The following is a 17152-nucleotide window of genomic DNA, read 5'->3' as shown; positions in this document are numbered from 1 at the left end:
GTCGCCCCCTCCTACTCGATTCTCTAGTCATCCATGTGACACACTTTAAAAAATCCCCCAAGTGCCAAACTCTCCAAAAAAATAAAGTACCAACTATATCGAAAAACTTCCTCAAGTAAAGGTGATCCTCATTAAAAATTTACTCTACTCAAACCTTCCGGGAAGATTCCCGCATTAACAATTCACCCATTCGTCTATCGATTCATAAACTGTTGAAGTGATAACTCCCTCATCTTTCTTTAAAGAAGGTGAAAAACATTGATGTTAACAGGAATGCATATCGCCTGTATTGGCGGTGATGCGAGACAACTAGAAATCATTCGAAAGCTTACCGAACTGGATGCAAAGCTTGTTCTTGTAGGTTTTGAGCAATTGGATCATGCGTTTACAGGTGCGGTAAAAGAAGAGTTTGAAGACTTAGATCCTTCCCAATTAGATGCCATTATTTTACCAGTACCAGGAACGAGTTTAGAAGGCCAAGTAGAAACAATCTTTTCAAATAAAAAAGTACAATTAACTGAAAAATGGTTAAGCCAAACACCATCACACTGTGTTATTTATTCCGGAATTAGCAACTCGTACTTAGATCATATTACGAGTCAAGCAAATCGAAAACTCGTTCAATTGTTTGAAAGAGATGATGTAGCGATTTATAACTCCATTCCAACTGTCGAAGGCACGATCATGATGGCGATTCAGCATACTGATTTTACCATTCACGGTTCGAACGTGGTGGTGCTTGGTCTCGGACGTGTGGGTATGAGTGTGGCTAGAGTTTTTCATCATTTAGGTTCGAAAGTAAAAGTAGGAGCCAGAAGAAGTGAACACATTGCTCGGATTACAGAAATGGGATTATACCCATTTTATCTTCATGACTTAGAAAAAGAAGTTCATGATGTTGATATTGTCATTAATACCATTCCACACTTAGTCGTGACAGCATCCGTTATTGCGAAAATGCCATCACACACGCTCATTATCGATTTAGCATCAAAACCTGGTGGGACTGATTTTCGTTATGCCGAAAAACGAGGAATAAAAGCTTTATTGGCCCCAGGGCTACCGGGCATTGTGGCGCCGAAAACAGCCGGGAAAATACTGGCGACCGTTATTGCGAAGTTACTTTACGAAGAATATTCACAAAGAAAGGAGAATCCATAAATGGAGGTAAAGGGGAAACGTATTGGGTTCGGATTAACGGGCTCTCATTGTACGTATGATGCTGTGTATCCTCAAATTGAAGCACTTGTAAAAGCAGGTGCAGACGTTGTCCCTATTGTTACAGCTACGGTACAACAAACGGAAACAAGATTCGGTAAAGGGGAAGATTGGATCGAACGGATTGAAAATTTAACCGGAAAAAAAGTCATTCAATCCATTGTTGACGCCGAACCACTTGGGCCCAAAATGCCTTTAGATTGTATGGTCATAGCGCCATTAACCGGAAATTCGATGAGTAAGCTAGCCAATGCCTTGACCGATTCACCTGTTTTAATGGCCGCAAAAGCTACGTTGCGCAATCATCACCCTGTGGTTGTTGGAATTTCCACAAACGATGCTCTCGGTCTAAATGGAGTGAATCTCATGCGTTTAATGGCTACGAAAAACATTTATTTTATTCCATTTGGGCAAGACCATCCGTTTAAAAAACCGAATTCCATGGTAGCCGATATGAACAAATTACTTCCAACCGTAGAGGCAGCGCTAGAAGGAAAACAACTGCAACCAGTTATTATTGAACGGTATCAAGGCTAAATCCCACATCTACGGAATATTTTTTTTCTACTTCTCTATTAAAAAGAATATGTTACAATAACGATATTAAAAAGAATATTTATTCGGTCGTATTCCATCTGTTATAGACGGAATAGTTGTGGAAGGAGTAAAGAAATATGGAAAAATTAAAAGGCTATCATGTTGCGGTCGTAGGTGCGACTGGTGCGGTTGGTCAACAAATGATTCAGACGCTTGAAAAACGTCAGTTTCCAATTGAAAAAATTACACTTCTCTCGTCTGCCCGTTCAGCAGGGAAAAAAGTGCTGTTTCGAGGAGAAGAGGTAACGGTTCAAGAAGCAACACCAGAGAGTTTTGAAGGTGTAGATATTGCGTTATTTAGTGCGGGAGGTTCTGTTTCTAAAGCATTAGCTCCTGAAGCAGTAAAACGAGGTGCTATTGTTATTGATAACACGAGTGCCTTCCGTATGGATCCTGAAGTGCCATTAGTCGTACCAGAAGTGAACGAAAGCGATTTACATGAACATAAAGGAATTATCGCTAATCCAAACTGTTCAACGATTCAAATGGTTGTAGCATTAGAACCAATTCGTAAAGCTTTTGGACTGAAAAAAGTTATCGTATCGACGTATCAAGCAGTTTCTGGTGCGGGCGCGGTTGCCATAGATGAATTAAAAGAACAAACGAAAGCCATTTTAAATGGAGAACCTTTTGAACCAAAAGTGTTACCAGTAAAAGGCGATGAAAAGCATTATCAAATTGCCTTTAATGCGATTCCTCAAATTGATAAATTCCAAGACAATGGCTTTACGTTCGAAGAAATGAAAATGATTAATGAAACGAAAAAAATTATGCATATGCCAGACTTAAAAGTAGCGGCAACTTGTGTTAGACTTCCTGTTGTGACAGGCCACTCTGAATCTGTCTATATTGAAGTTGAACAAGAGGGGATCTCTGTAAGCGACTTGCACCAACTGTTAAGGGATGCACCAGGGGTAGTCTTGCAAGATAATCCAGCTGAACAAATTTATCCGATGCCTGCAGATTGTGTCGGAAAAAATGAAGTATTTGTTGGACGTATTCGAAAAGACTTAGATGAAGAAAAAGGATTCCATTTATGGATTGTATCCGATAATCTGTTAAAAGGTGCGGCATGGAACTCCGTGCAAATTGCAGAAAGCTTAATAAAGTTAGGATTAGTAAAATAATTGATTGAACCTCCACTTTATAAGAAACAATGGCTAGAGGTGTTTTTATGAAAATTATAGTCCAAAAGTTTGGCGGTACGTCTGTTCGCAATGAACAGGGCCGCCAAATGGCTCGTAAACATGTTGAAACAGCATTGAAAGACGGCTATAAAGTAGTAGTCGTCGTTTCTGCGATGGGACGCAAAGGAGAGCCGTACGCAACCGACACCCTTTTATCGCTTGTCGGTGGAACCGAAGCACAGATTAGTAAACGGGAACTCGATTTACTCATGTCTTGTGGCGAAGTCATTTCAAGCGTTGTTTTTTCCAATATGCTGCTGAGTCATGGGATTCGAGCAACGGCTCTTACAGGTGCTCAAGCTGGATTTCGAACCAATAATGACCATACGAACGCTAAAATTATTGAGATGAAATGTGAACGATTATTGAAAGAACTAGAGTCTTACGATGTCGTAGTCGTCGCTGGGTTCCAAGGAGTTGGAAAAAATGGAGATATCACTACGATTGGAAGAGGAGGTAGTGATACTTCGGCAGCGGCGTTAGGGGCAGCATTGAACGCAGAATGGATCGATATCTTTACGGATGTCGAAGGGATTATGACGGCTGATCCACGAATCGCCGAAAAAGCGCGTCCACTTTCTGTTGTGACGTACAATGAAGTATGTAACATGGCGTATCAAGGGGCTAAAGTTATTCATCCACGTGCGGTCGAAATTGCGATGCAAGCGAAGATTCCGATTCGTATCCGATCGACGTATTCCGATGGACTTGGTACGCTTGTCACCTCATTAAATAAGCAAAAACAAGGGACAGATGTTCGAGAGCGGACAGTTACTGGAATTGCACATGTAAGCAACATCTCCCAAATTAAAGTATCGGCCAAAAAAGACCAATACAATCTTCAATCAGAAGTATTCAAGGCGATGGCGAATGAACATATAAGTGTCGATTTCATCAATATTTCACCAACAGGAGTTGTTTATACGGTTTCTGAAGATATTACGGATCGGGCGATTGAAATTTTACAAAAATTAGGTTATGAGCCTGAAGTGGAGCGCCATTGTGCGAAAGTATCCGTTGTTGGAGCAGGAATTGCTGGTGTTCCAGGAATTACATCCAAAATTGTAACAGCGTTATCAGACCGAGGCATTCGTATTTTACAGTCGGCAGATAGTCATACAACGATATGGGTATTAGTAAAAGAAAGTGATTTAGTAGAAGCAGTAAACGCCTTACACGATGCATTTCAATTACAAGAAGACACCTTTGAATTAGAGCAAATGGAGTAGAGGTGAAATAATGATGGTTCAATTTGGACGTATCTCGACAGCAATGGTGACCCCATTCGATCGTCGAGGAAATATTGACTTTCAAAAGACGACGCAACTTGTAGAATATTTAATTAACAATGGCTCCGATTCGTTAGTCGTTGCTGGAACGACAGGTGAATCACCAACTTTATCAACTGAAGAAAAAATCGCCTTGTTCCGACATGTTGTGAAAGTGGTCGATGGCCGAGTGCCGGTTATCGCGGGAACAGGAAGCAACAATACTCATCAAACGATCGAATTAACGAAAAAAGCGGAAGAAACAGGCGTAGACGCAATCATGCTTGTTACGCCGTATTATAATAAACCAAATCAAAGAGGGTTATTCGAACATTTTCGCTCCGTTGCTGAAGCCACGACCTTACCTATCATGCTGTATAATGTTCCAGGACGAACGGTTACGAATCTAGCACCAGAGACGATTATTGAGCTAGCGAAAATCGACAATATCGTGGCGGTTAAAGAAGCAAGCGGCAACTTAGATGCGATGACGGAAATTATTGCTAATACGGATGATCATTTTGTGTTGTATAGTGGTGATGATGGCTTAACATTACCAGTTCTGTCCATAGGTGGAGTGGGTATCGTCTCAGTGGCTTCACATATCATTGGAAATGAAATGCAAGAAATGATTCAACTATTTTTACAAGGGAAGGCAATTGAAGCAGCTAAAATGCACCAAAAGCTACTTCCATTAATGAGAGGTTTATTCGCTGCCCCAAGTCCTACACCAGTAAAAACAGCGCTCCAAATTAAAGGTCTCGACGTTGGTTCCGTGCGCTTACCACTCGTCCCGTTAACGGAAGAAGAAAGAGTGACATTAACGAACTTGTTACAAAATTATTAATGGGGAAAGCTATCGCCATGGTTGGTGATAGCTTCCTCTTTTTTTTTTCACGAGAAAAAAATCATTAGTTAATTTTGGTTGTACATCATTTTTATCATCAAGTATAATAAACTTAACTCGCCTTGATCGGGATTTCTACATAGGAGGAAACAAAAATTGAATACACGAACGAACGAAAGCATCAAAATTATTCCACTTGGAGGAATGGGAGAAGTAGGAAAAAACATGTACGTGGTGGAAATAGACCACGAAATGTTTATTGTTGATGCGGGTATAAAGATTCCAGAGGACGAAATGTTTGGAATCGATTTAGTCATTCCTGATATTACTTATTTGGAAGAGCAGAAACACCGCATTAAAGGCATTTTTTTAACACACGGTCATGAAGATGCCATCGGAGCTTTATCTTACGTCCTGAGGAAAATTAAAGCGCCAGTGTACGGGACAAAATTAACAGTCGCTTTAGCCAAAGAAAAATTAAAAGAACAAGAATACCGTGGAGAGGCTAAGTTTTATACGATTCATTCCAAAACGCGACTTCATTTTGATACCGTGGACGTTTCATTCTTCCGCACGACCCATACAATACCTGATTCGGTCGGTGTTTGCTTCCATACGTCTGAAGGCGCCATTGTCGTTACGGGAGATTTTAAATTTGACCAAGGAGCGGCTCCGTTATATCAAGCAGACATAGGGAAAATGGCGAAAATCGGAGAAGAAGGGGTACTTTGTTTGTTATCTGATAGTACAGAAGCGGAAAGACCGGGCTATTCGACGTCGGATGCGGCCATTGCCCGTGAAATGTCGGATGCCTTCCACTCAGCAAAAGGGCGAATCATTGTCGCTTCGTATGCAGCGAATTTAAACCGCATCCAACAAGTGTTAGATGCAGCGTATGAAAATTATCGTAAAGTCGCGTTTGTAGGAAAAAGCATTAAACGAGTATTTGATATTGCTCATCAATTCGGATATTTAAGCGTTCATGAAGATACGATTATTCCAATCCAAGACATTGATCAATATCCAGATGATGAAATTGCGCTGTTAACAACAGGGTCTCACGGTGAACCTTTAGAAGCATTACAAAAAATGGCGAAACAATCGCATAAACAAGTGAATATTAAGCAAGGTGACACCGTTTTAATTACCGCAACACCAACACCAAATATGGAGTTAGCGATGTATAAAACGGTCGATATGTTGTATCGGGCGGGAGCAATGGTTATTATGAACTCTCGGAAAGCGTATGCTTCAGGACACGGTAGCCAAGAAGAACTAAAAATGATGATTAACTTAATGAAACCAAAATTTTTCATCCCGATTCAAGGTGAATATCGTATGTTAAAAGCCCACGCGAAGTTAGCTCAATCAGTAGGGGTGAAAAAAGAACATATTTATATCCCAGATAAAGGAGAAATCGTTGAAATTCGTAATGGTACTATTCGACCAGGTGGCCGTGTACCTGCAGGCAACGTGTTAATTGATGGTATTGGTGTAGGCGATGTGGGGAACATTGTATTACGTGACCGAAAATTACTTTCAGAAGACGGTATTTTTATTGTGGTTGTCACATTGAATAAGAAAGAGAAGAAAATTGCTTCAGGACCGGAAATCATTTCGCGTGGGTTTGTCTATGTTCGTGAATCCGAACATTTAATGGAAGAATCGATCAGTATAGTAAAAGGGATTGTAGAACGGAACATGTCCAAAGAATCCTTTGAATGGTCGAATATTAAACAAGAAATCCGTGATTCGTTAAATCAATATTTGTTTGATCAAACGAAACGAAGACCAATGATATTACCAATTATTATGGAAATATAATGAATGGTGTAGGATGCTCTTAATGTTGAGCATCCTTTTTTATTGACCTGTATGATTCCCAAAGGAGAGCGAATACTAAACGGTAGGAAGAAAAAGCAATTGCCTCAAACAAAAGGAGGAATTGCAAGAAAGGGGATTTCTAATATGAATCACCAGTGGGAAGCACAGCAAGAATCACCATCGAAAGAAGAAAGGAAATCGGAGCTTGTAGAAAAAATTCAACAGCTGGGTGCCACAAATGTACCCCAGTTATCTCCAGAGACGAATATCCATTGCTTAACAATTGTTGGACAAATTGAAGGACATATGCAGCTTCCACCTCAAAATAAAACAACCAAATATGAGCATATTATTCCGCAGCTTGTCGCCATTGAGCAAAACCCAAAAATTGAAGGATTACTCGTTGTGTTAAACACGGTAGGTGGAGACGTTGAAGCCGGTTTAGCTATTTCTGAGATGCTCGCCTCCCTTTCAAAGCCAACGGTCTCCATTGTGCTAGGGGGAGGACATTCCATTGGGGTGCCGATTGCGGTCTCGTGTGATTATTCTTTTATTGCCGAAACAGCAACGATGACCATTCACCCGATACGCTTAACAGGATTAGTCATTGGAGTTCCCCAAACGTTTGAATATTTAGATAAGATGCAAGAGAGAGTGGTACGTTTTGTCGTCAAACATTCCAAAATTTCAGAGGAAACATTTAAAGATTTAATGTTTGCGAAAGGAAATCTAACTAGGGACATTGGAACAAATGTCGTTGGCGCTGACGCAGTGAAATTCGGATTAATTGATGAAGTAGGTGGAATTGGAATGGCCATGAATAAACTCAACGAACTTATTGAAATAAACAAAAAGGAAGGGATGGTTCAATGATTCTTCATACGACCGTTCCATACGAATTAATGTTTCCATTACCAACGAACGAATATTACAAGCAAAAGCTCGTCACCTTTCAAGGAATTCCGATGATTGTAGAAAAAGAACAGGAGCGCTATCGCATCGTTCGTATATTAAGCAGCAATCCCTTTCATTACATGATGGAACAATATACACCTGGGCAATATATTTCATTAAATTAAAGGGAAACGTTTCCTGAACAAATGTTCTGTGATATAATAAGGAATACATGAATAGCAGCCGATGAGGGCTGCTTTCTTCATTCTAAAGGAAAAAAGGCATAGTAATAGGTGATAAAATGTCAAAGAAGAAGAAGCGGTCGAAGAAGCAAATAGATATGAAACGGACAATTCAATTTGAAATTATCGGATTATTATTGATGGCTATTAGCACGATTTCTATTGTACAACTAGGTGCCGTAGGTCATGCAGTAGTTTACTTTTTTCGTTTTTTCTTAGGAGAATGGTACATGGTGGGCTTAATTGGCATGTTTGCTATAGCAGGGTATTTGATGATTGAACGAAAAGTACCATTCTTATTTCACCGAAAGCTAGTTGGAACGTACATTATTCTTTTAAGTATGTTACTTTTAAGTCATGTGAAGCTGTTCGAATTGTTGTCTAATCATGGTGCAATCAAGAATCCTAGTGTCATTACAAATACTTGGGAATTATTTTGGCAAGAAGTGAAAGGAGAAACGTCAACCTCCGATTTAGGAGGGGGAATGGTTGGTGCGATTTGTTTTGCAGTAGCCTATGTATTGTTTGATACGAGTGGAACGGTCCTATTTTCCTTTGTTCTTATGATGGTCGGGGCCATTCTGATTACAGGGAAGTCGTTTGGTGAGTGGATTGGAAAAATTGGTGGAAAACTTTTCTCCTTTTTCACGAATCAATGGTCTGCTTTTAAACAAGATATGAAGCAATGGACAGAAAAACAAGCGCATAAGCAGAAAACAAAAAAACAACAAAAGGAACAATCTAGTAATGAACCAGCTGAAGATGGGGAACCTTCCGAGGAACAATTGACGATTGAAACGTCAGAGCCGATTATCTCAAGCTTTACTGAAAAAGTGTATGATGTTGAACAAGAAAATAGAGAAGCGGTTGAAGCTCAATCTTCATCGAGTGATAATAGGAAAACGACAAACAAAGAAGACCAAAAAGAAACAGAAGAAGAAGCTGTGGCACCAATGACCTTTGCAGAGGTAGAAAATGAAGATTATCAATTACCGCCACTTCATTTATTAAAACGACCGAAAAAAGCGGATCAATCAAGTGAATATGAATTAATTCATGCCAATGCTGCTAAACTCGAACGAACGTTCCAAAGCTTTGGGGTAAAAGCACGGGTGACCCAAGTTCATCTTGGCCCTGCCGTAACGAAATACGAAGTTCATCCAGATGTCGGAGTAAAAGTTAGTAAAATTGTGAGTTTAAGTGACGATTTAGCTTTAGCGTTAGCGGCAAAAGACATTCGTATTGAAGCTCCAATCCCTGGAAAATCGGCTATTGGTATTGAGGTGCCAAACTCAGAAGTGGCAGTAGTATCATTGCGAGAAGTGTTAGAATCGAAAGAAAACGATAAACCTGATGCGAAATTATTAATCGGACTTGGACGAGATATTACTGGAGAAGCGGTATTAGCCGAATTAAATAAAATGCCCCATTTATTAGTGGCAGGTGCAACAGGAAGTGGAAAAAGTGTTTGTATTAATGGAATTATTACAAGCATTTTAATGAGAGCGAAACCTCATGAAGTAAAGTTAATGATGATTGACCCGAAAATGGTTGAGCTTAATGTATATAACGGTATTCCACATTTATTAGCGCCAGTAGTGACCGATGCGAAAAAAGCATCCCAAGCATTAAAAAAAGTCGTTAGTGAAATGGAACGCCGCTACGAATTGTTTTCCCATACGGGTACGAGAAATATTGAAGGGTATAATGAGTTTGTGAAACGCCATAATTTAGAGACAGGTGAAAAACAACCACTGTTACCATATATTGTTGTCATTGTTGACGAGCTGGCAGACTTAATGATGGTTGCTTCCAATGATGTAGAAGATTCTATTACTCGGTTAGCCCAAATGGCAAGAGCGGCTGGTATTCATCTTATTATTGCGACACAACGACCATCCGTAGATGTCATCACAGGCGTCATTAAGGCTAATATTCCTTCACGTATTGCTTTTGCGGTATCGTCCCAAACGGACTCACGTACAATTTTGGATATGGGCGGAGCGGAAAAACTGTTAGGACGTGGTGATATGCTGTTCTTACCAGTTGGGGCATCGAAACCGATTCGTGTTCAAGGAGCATTTCTGTCTGATGAAGAAGTAGAAGAAGTGGTGAACTTTGTTATCTCACAACAGAAGGCCCAATACCAAGAAGAAATGATTCCTGACGATCAACCAGATGCAACGGAAGACGTGGACGACGACTTATATGAAGAAGCTGTCCAATTAGTTGCTGAAATGCAAACAGCTTCCGTATCTATGCTTCAACGCCGATTCCGAATCGGTTATACACGAGCGGCTCGGCTGATTGATGAAATGGAAGCAAGAGGGATTGTCGGACCATATGAAGGAAGTAAGCCTCGAGCAGTATTAATTCCTAAACCATCAGAGGAACAAACATCATAAAAATGGATGTAAAAAATACAGGGGAACGGCCCCTGTATTTTTTTAATAATAAAAGGTTAGATGTCTGACAACATCGAAATATGTTATACTATTAAAAACGCTTACATTACCATGTGAAAAAATCACTAAACGGTTTACTTTTTGAAACAAGAATAAAATTTGACAAAAAATACTAATTATATCCAGTATTGTAACCGTTTTATTACCTTTATTTAGGTAAAATGACAAACTGAAAATTTTGATTATTTTTTATTTGTATTTTTTCGACAAAATTGCACAATTTCTATTTATTTATTCAAAAAAAAATGATATATTAATTCTCGATTAGTAGGAATGAAATCAGAGGTCTGATGTCTTAAGAAAGTTTGGTGGTGGTTCCAGTCATGAGTATTAAAACAGATAACAGACATTTATACTTACAAGTCATTGACAAGTTAAAAAAAGATATTGAAGCAGGGGTGTACAAGGAAAAAGAAAAGCTTCCTTCTGAATTCGACCTTTCGAAGCAACTGGGTGTAAGTCGCGCGACATTACGTGAGGCTTTACGAATTTTGGAGGAAGAAAATGTGATTATCCGACGTCATGGTGTAGGGACATTTGTCAACTCCAAACCCTTGTTTTCATCAGGGATTGAGCAACTAAATAGCGTTACGAACATGATCAAGCAAGCAGGAATGGAACCAGGTACCATCTTCTTAAGTTCAACCACCCAAGGTGCCACAGAAGAGGATGTTCGCCGGTTTTCCTGTGACTTGGACGATGAGTTCGTCTTAATTGAGCGTGTTCGAACGGCTAACGGTGATCCAGTCGTCTATTGTTTAGACAAAATCCCTAAAAAAGTGTTTCCAGAAAATTTTACACATAAAGACGGCTCCATTTTTTATATGTTAGAGAATGAAGGGGATCATAAAATTACACATGCCGTTGCCCAAATCGAACCGCTTGGGTATCACGAGAAAATTTCTCCGATTTTAGAATGTGAACCGGAGACGGCTTTGCTTGTACTTAAGCAGCTACACTATGATGAAATGGATGAGCCGATCCTCTATTCTGTGAACTATTTTCGGGCGGACAAGTTCAGCTTCCATGTTCTTAGAAAGAGGGTATTTTAATCGGACCGAATCCATTTCTACTAATTACTTTTAAAATAGGGGGTACAATTACATGAAAAAGCGTAAATTTGGACTAGCACTTTCACTCGTTCTTGCAGCTGGAACTCTTTTAGGCGCATGCGGAACGAAAGATGGAGAGTCTGGAGCTGGAAACAAAGAAGACACATTCTCTGTAGCGATGGTTACGGACGTTGGAGGCGTGGATGATAAATCCTTCAACCAGTCCGCATGGGAAGGATTACAAAAATTCGGTGCAGACAATGGTCTTGAAAAAGGTAAAGGTGGATATGATTACTTACAATCTGCAAGTGATGCGGATTATAAAACAAACTTAAATAAATTAGTACGCGATAACTTCGATTTAATATACGGTATTGGTTTCTTAATGACTGATGCGATTTCCGAAATTGCAGATCAAAAACCTGAAGCTCATTTCGCGATTGTTGACTCTGTTGTTGAAAAACCAAACGTAGCAAGCATTACTTTTAAAGAGCACGAAGGTTCATTCCTTGTAGGTGTTGTTGCTGGATTAACGACAAAAACAAACAAAATTGGTTTCGTTGGTGGTATGGAAATTCCATTAATTGAAAAATTCGAAAGCGGATTCCTCGCTGGTGTAAAAGCTGTAAACCCTGAAGCAACTGTTGATGTACAATATGCAGGAGCGTTCGACCAAGCGGACAAAGGTAAAGCGATTGCATCAAGCATGTATGCGAATGGAATCGACGTTATTTACCATGCGGCAGGAGCAACTGGTAACGGTGTTTTCTCTGAAGCAAAAGACTTAAAAACAAAAGATCCGAACCGTGAAATTTGGGTAATTGGTGTTGACAAAGACCAAGCGCCTGAAGGTGTTGTAACAGTTAATGACACAACATACAACGTAACATTAACTTCGATGGTTAAACGTGTTGACGTAGCTGTTTATGATTTAGCTACGAAAGCAATGAACGGAGAATTCCCTGGTGGAGAGGTAATCGAATACGGTCTTGACCAAGATGGTGTTGGTATTGCTCCAACTCAAGACAACATTTCAGAAGAAGTACTAACTGAAGTTGAAAGCTGGAAACAAAAAATCATTAACGGAGAAATTCAAGTTCCGAAAACTCGTGAAGAGTATAAAGAATTTGAAGCTTCTTTATAAGAAAAATATGGAACTGAATAAAAGGCTAGTGTAAGCTAGCCTTTTTATTCGCCATAAAACCATCAAATGAAAAGCTACAAAAGACGGGCTGTAGCTTTTCATTTGATGATTTTATCATGCCCATGCAAGGAGTGAAATTCGAGTGGAATATGTAATTGAGATGCTCAATATCCGCAAAGAGTTTGGGAATTTTGTGGCGAATGATAATATTACGCTCCAAGTTAAACAAGGAGAAATTCATGCGCTTTTAGGTGAAAACGGTGCTGGTAAATCGACATTAATGAACGTTCTTTTCGGCTTGTACCAGCCAGAAGCAGGCGAAATTCGCGTTAAAGGGAAACCGGTAAAGATTACCGATCCTAATGTCGCTAATGAATTAGGAATTGGAATGGTTCATCAGCATTTTATGCTTGTCGATACATTTACGGTAACTGAAAACATTATTTTAGGTAGTGAACCGACAAAAGGTGGAACAATCGATATAAAAAAGGCAGAACAAGAAGTTCGTGAGCTTTCTGAGCGATATGGATTAGCGGTTGATCCAACAGCGAAAATTGCTGATATTTCCGTTGGGATGCAGCAACGAGTTGAGATTTTAAAAACGTTATACCGCGGGGCAGACATCTTAATTTTTGACGAACCGACAGCCGTGTTAACACCTCAAGAAATTCAAGAATTGATTCAAATTATGAAAGCCCTTGTAAAAGAAGGAAAGTCGATCATTTTAATCACACACAAACTGAAAGAAATTATGGAAGTGTGCGATCGCGTGACCGTTATTCGCCGTGGAAAGGGGATTGGTACGTTAAATGTATCGGATACAAACCCAACTGAATTAGCGGAATTAATGGTCGGTCGCCAAGTTCAATTTACAACGGACAAAGAACCTGCTAAGCCAAAGGACAATGTGCTTGAAATTAAAGATTTAGTTGTCAAAGACGCACGTGGAGTAACAACAGTAAATGAATTAAATTTAACCGTTCGTGCAGGAGAAATCGTTGGTATCGCTGGTGTTGACGGTAACGGTCAATCCGAACTTATCGAAGCCATCACGGGTTTACAAAAGGTGGAATCCGGTTCCATATTACTTAATGGAAAGGATATAACGAATTTACCGCCACGGAAAGTGACAGAAGCGGGGGTTGGTCATATCCCTCAAGACCGTCATAAACATGGTCTCGTACTCGATTTTCCGATTGGCGAAAACATGGTTTTGCAAACTTACTACAAAGAGCCTTACTCTAAAAATGGTATTTTAAATTTCAAAAACATCTATGAAAAAGCACGCCAGTTAATCAAAGAATTTGACGTACGGACACCCGATGAATATACAAAAGCGAGAGCGCTTTCCGGTGGTAACCAACAAAAAGCCATTATCGGCCGAGAGGTGGATCGCAATCCAGACTTACTAATTGCCGCCCAGCCCACACGTGGTTTAGACGTAGGGGCGATTGAATTTATACACAAACGACTCATTGAACAGCGAGATCAAGGAAAAGCCGTTCTTCTTGTGTCGTTTGAACTGGATGAAATTATGAATGTAAGTGACCGTATTGCCGTCATCTATGAAGGAAAAATTGTAGCCATTGTCGATCCAAAAGAAACGGATGAACAAGAACTAGGATTATTGATGGCTGGTAGTAAACGTAAGGAAGAAGGTGTTTCTTCATGAATGGAAGTCGATTCTCAGGAATATTCATCCCTGTTTTAGCCGTATTTTTAGGAATTTTAGTAGGATCAATTGTGATGTTAGTGAGTGGCTTTAACCCGATTGCAGGTTATTCCGCTTTATTATATGGGGCGTTTGGGGATAGCTATTATATTGGTGAAACAATTCGGCAAATGACGCCTTATATTTTAGCTGGACTTGCGGTTGCGTTTGCGTTTCGCACCGGCTTATTTAACATTGGTGTCGAAGGACAATTAATTGTTGGTTGGTTAGCTGCTGTTTGGGTTGGTGTTTCGTTTGAATTACCGAAAATCATTCATCTTCCATTAGCGATTTTAGCAGCGGCAGCAGCCGGAGCACTTTGGGCCTTTATCCCTGGATTTTTAAAAGCCCGTTTTAAAGTGCATGAAGTAATCGTGACAATCATGATGAACTATATTGCTCTACATGTTACAAACGCCATTATTCGTTCCGTACTATCTGATAAAGGGTTTAAATCTGAAACAATTTATCCATCCGCATCTTTACGCTCGTCGTTTTTAGAGTCCCTAACGGATTATTCAACGATGCACATTGGTATTTTAATCGCCTTATTAGGTGCAATGATCATGTGGTTTTTATTAGAAAAAACCACAAAAGGATACGAGTTACGTGCGGTTGGTTTTAACCAACATGCGTCTCAATACGCAGGAATGAACGTTAATCGTAATATCATGTTAGCAATGGTTATTTCAGGTGCTTTTGCTGGTGCAGCTGGTGCAATGGAAGGGCTCGGAACCTTTGAAAACATCTCTGTTAAAGGTGGATTTACCGGCGTTGGATTCGATGGAATCGCTGTCGCCTTACTTGGTGGTAATACTGCCATTGGTGTCGTGTTGTCTGCGTTATTGTTCGGTGCCTTAAAAGTTGGTGCACTCGAAATGCCGTCAAGTGCAGACGTTCCAACCGAACTGGTTGATATCATTATTGCACTGATTATTTTCTTCGTTGCGTCAAGTTACTTAATTCGTCTCATTTTAACTCGTTTGAAAAAGGAGGGAAAATAAGTGGACATTTTAAATGCTTTACAAATTATCGTTCCATCAGCAATCTTTTTCGCAGCTCCACTTATTTTCACTGCTCTTGGCGGTGTATTTAGTGAACGATCTGGTGTAGTAAACATTGGTTTAGAAGGATTAATGGTTATTGGTGCGTTTGTTGGGATTGTGTTTAACTTAACGTTTGCTGACCAACTTGGTAATCTCACTCCGTGGATTGCCATGATAGTGGCAATGATTATTGGAGCTATTTTCTCATTAATGCATGCGGTAGCTTCCATTTCATTCCGTGCCGACCAAGTGGTTAGCGGTGTCGCCCTTAACTTCTTAGCCATTGGTTTAACGTTGTTTTTAGTCAAATTAATTTATGGAAAAGGGCAAACGGATCAAATTCAGGTTTATTTTAACAAAATTGATATCCCTCTATTAAGCGATATACCGCTAATCGGACCATTATTTTTCTCAAACGGATACATTCCTTCATACATTGCGATTGGATTAGCGTTTGTCGTATGGTTTGTCATATACAAAACTCCATTTGGATTACGTTTACGTTCTGTTGGTGAACATCCGATGGCGGCTGATACGATGGGGATCAATGTGACAAGAATGCGTTACGTCGCTGTAATGCTTAGTGGAGCTTTAGCCGGTGTTGGTGGTGCGGTATATGCAACGATTATCTCCCGTGACTTTACTCATGCAACGATTTCCGGACAAGGATTCATGGCGCTAGCGGCGATGATTTTTGGAAAATGGCATCCACTTGGCGCGATGGGTGCAGCATTATTCTTCGGATTTGCTCAAAGTTTAAGTATCGTTGGCCAATCGGTTCCGTTCTTACAAGACGTTCCAACCGTCTACTTGTTAATTGCTCCATATGTGTTAACGATTTTAGCGTTAACAGGATTCATTGGCCGTGCAGACGCTCCGAAAGCATTAGGGGTTCCATACATTAAAGGAAAACGATAACTCGGTTAAGCTGGTAAAACCATGTTTTTACCAGCATTTTTTATTTTTGCTACAATGGATGAAAAAAGGAGGAATTTTTGTGTTAAAACAATTCCACATCACCACGAAAAAGAGAGATGAAATGGTAGAAATTACGGATATCGTTAGAGGCTACCTTCAATCGTTAAATGTTCAAGACGGCGCGGTCATTGTCTATTGTCCACATACAACGGCTGGCATTACGATAAATGAAAATGCCGATCCAGATGTAAAAAGAGATATGATGAATCGGTGGAATGATCTGATTGTGTGGAATCATCCGGAAGACAGGCACTTTGAAGGAAACACAGCGGCACATATGAAAGCAAGTTATGTCGGCGCCTCTCAACATGTCATTGTCTCAAATGGTGATTTATTACTAGGGACATGGCAAGGGATTTATTTTTGTGAATTTGATGGTCCACGAAATCGGACGTTTTATGTAAAAGTATTGAAATAAGGGTAAGAGTAAATAAAAGAGTTTTAAGCCCATTGGAATACAATCTTGGGTTTGTTCTTTGGGATGTAATAGTAAACCTAATACTTTGTTTTTAGGCTCTACCCTGATATAACTGTGGATAACTTTTGCTGTTATTTAATTCATCGATGTGCCAATTTTTATTGGCATGGGTGTCTGTTAAACGATTACTGTTGATTTTATACATTACGCTTGTGGCGGACGCTTTCCACGGGCAAGCCACTTCCCTCGCTACGCTCAAGT

Annotated in this window: 15 protein-coding genes; all 15 read left to right on the top strand. The window is 39.9% G+C overall.

All coding sequences use genetic code 11. The features are described 5' to 3' along the window. Nucleotides 1-261 precede the first annotated feature (261 nt). The 15 genes from dpaA (at nucleotide 262) to ABES52_RS11425 (ending at nucleotide 16891) form a co-directional block, all read left to right on the top strand. Entirely contained in the window at nucleotides 262-1161 is a 900-nt protein-coding gene (gene dpaA, locus ABES52_RS11495; RefSeq protein ID WP_429651296.1) for a dipicolinic acid synthetase subunit A, read from the top strand. Further along, nucleotides 1162-1755 carry a dipicolinate synthase subunit B gene (gene dpaB, locus ABES52_RS11490; protein WP_429651295.1) on the top strand — a complete coding sequence of 198 codons (594 nt, stop codon included), beginning with the start codon at nucleotides 1162-1164 and terminating at the stop codon, nucleotides 1753-1755. Between the two features lie 137 nt (nucleotides 1756-1892). Next, a complete protein-coding gene (gene asd / locus ABES52_RS11485; protein WP_429651294.1) occupies nucleotides 1893-2942 on the top strand; it encodes an aspartate-semialdehyde dehydrogenase in 1050 nt (349 codons plus the stop codon). A gap of 47 nt (nucleotides 2943-2989) precedes the next feature. Further along, nucleotides 2990-4231 carry an aspartate kinase gene (gene dapG / locus ABES52_RS11480; protein WP_429651293.1) on the top strand — a complete coding sequence of 414 codons (1242 nt, stop codon included), beginning with the start codon at nucleotides 2990-2992 and terminating at the stop codon, nucleotides 4229-4231. A 13-nt stretch (nucleotides 4232-4244) separates the two neighbouring features. Next, entirely contained in the window at nucleotides 4245-5117 is an 873-nt protein-coding gene (dapA, locus tag ABES52_RS11475) for a 4-hydroxy-tetrahydrodipicolinate synthase (RefSeq protein WP_429651292.1), read from the top strand. Between the two features lie 156 nt (nucleotides 5118-5273). Further along, a complete protein-coding gene (locus tag ABES52_RS11470; protein ID WP_429651291.1) occupies nucleotides 5274-6941 on the top strand; it encodes a ribonuclease J in 1668 nt (555 codons plus the stop codon). Between the two features lie 144 nt (nucleotides 6942-7085). After that, nucleotides 7086-7814 carry a ClpP family protease gene (locus ABES52_RS11465; protein ID WP_429651290.1) on the top strand — a complete coding sequence of 243 codons (729 nt, stop codon included), beginning with the start codon at nucleotides 7086-7088 and terminating at the stop codon, nucleotides 7812-7814. Beyond that, nucleotides 7811-8020: a YlzJ-like family protein gene (locus ABES52_RS11460; RefSeq protein ID WP_429651289.1), complete on the top strand. Its 210-nt coding sequence runs from the start codon at nucleotides 7811-7813 to the stop codon at nucleotides 8018-8020. The genes ABES52_RS11465 and ABES52_RS11460 overlap by 4 nt, the downstream gene beginning before the upstream one ends. Nucleotides 8021-8136: 116 nt before the next feature. Next, nucleotides 8137-10482, top strand: a complete 2346-nt coding sequence (locus tag ABES52_RS11455; protein WP_429651288.1) for a DNA translocase FtsK — start codon at nucleotides 8137-8139, stop codon at nucleotides 10480-10482. Between the two features lie 383 nt (nucleotides 10483-10865). Beyond that, nucleotides 10866-11594 (top strand): GntR family transcriptional regulator, encoded by a 729-nt coding sequence (locus ABES52_RS11450; protein ID WP_429651287.1) that lies wholly within the window; start codon nucleotides 10866-10868, stop codon nucleotides 11592-11594. 52 nt (nucleotides 11595-11646) lie between these two features. Further along, nucleotides 11647-12738, top strand: coding sequence for a BMP family lipoprotein (locus ABES52_RS11445; protein WP_429651286.1), 1092 nt, complete (start codon nucleotides 11647-11649; stop codon nucleotides 12736-12738). Nucleotides 12739-12880: 142 nt separating this feature from the next. Further along, on the top strand, nucleotides 12881-14410 hold the full coding sequence (locus ABES52_RS11440; protein ID WP_429651285.1) for an ABC transporter ATP-binding protein: 1530 nt from the start codon (nucleotides 12881-12883) through the stop codon (nucleotides 14408-14410). After that, nucleotides 14407-15453, top strand: a complete 1047-nt coding sequence (locus tag ABES52_RS11435) for an ABC transporter permease (protein WP_429651284.1) — start codon at nucleotides 14407-14409, stop codon at nucleotides 15451-15453. Before ABES52_RS11440 ends, ABES52_RS11435 begins: the two co-directional genes overlap by 4 nt. A gap of 6 nt (nucleotides 15454-15459) precedes the next feature. After that, nucleotides 15460-16413, top strand: a complete 954-nt coding sequence (locus ABES52_RS11430) for an ABC transporter permease (protein WP_429651298.1) — start codon at nucleotides 15460-15462, stop codon at nucleotides 16411-16413. A 58-nt stretch (nucleotides 16414-16471) separates the two neighbouring features. Further along, nucleotides 16472-16891 (top strand): secondary thiamine-phosphate synthase enzyme YjbQ, encoded by a 420-nt coding sequence (locus tag ABES52_RS11425; RefSeq protein WP_429651297.1) that lies wholly within the window; start codon nucleotides 16472-16474, stop codon nucleotides 16889-16891. Nucleotides 16892-17152 lie beyond the last annotated feature (261 nt).

Origin of the sequence: Aeribacillus pallidus (assembly GCF_050478865.1) — a bacterium.
GTDB lineage: Bacteria > Bacillota > Bacilli > Bacillales > JACDOC01 > JACDOC01.
This window is presented reverse-complemented; position numbering and strand designations above follow the sequence as displayed.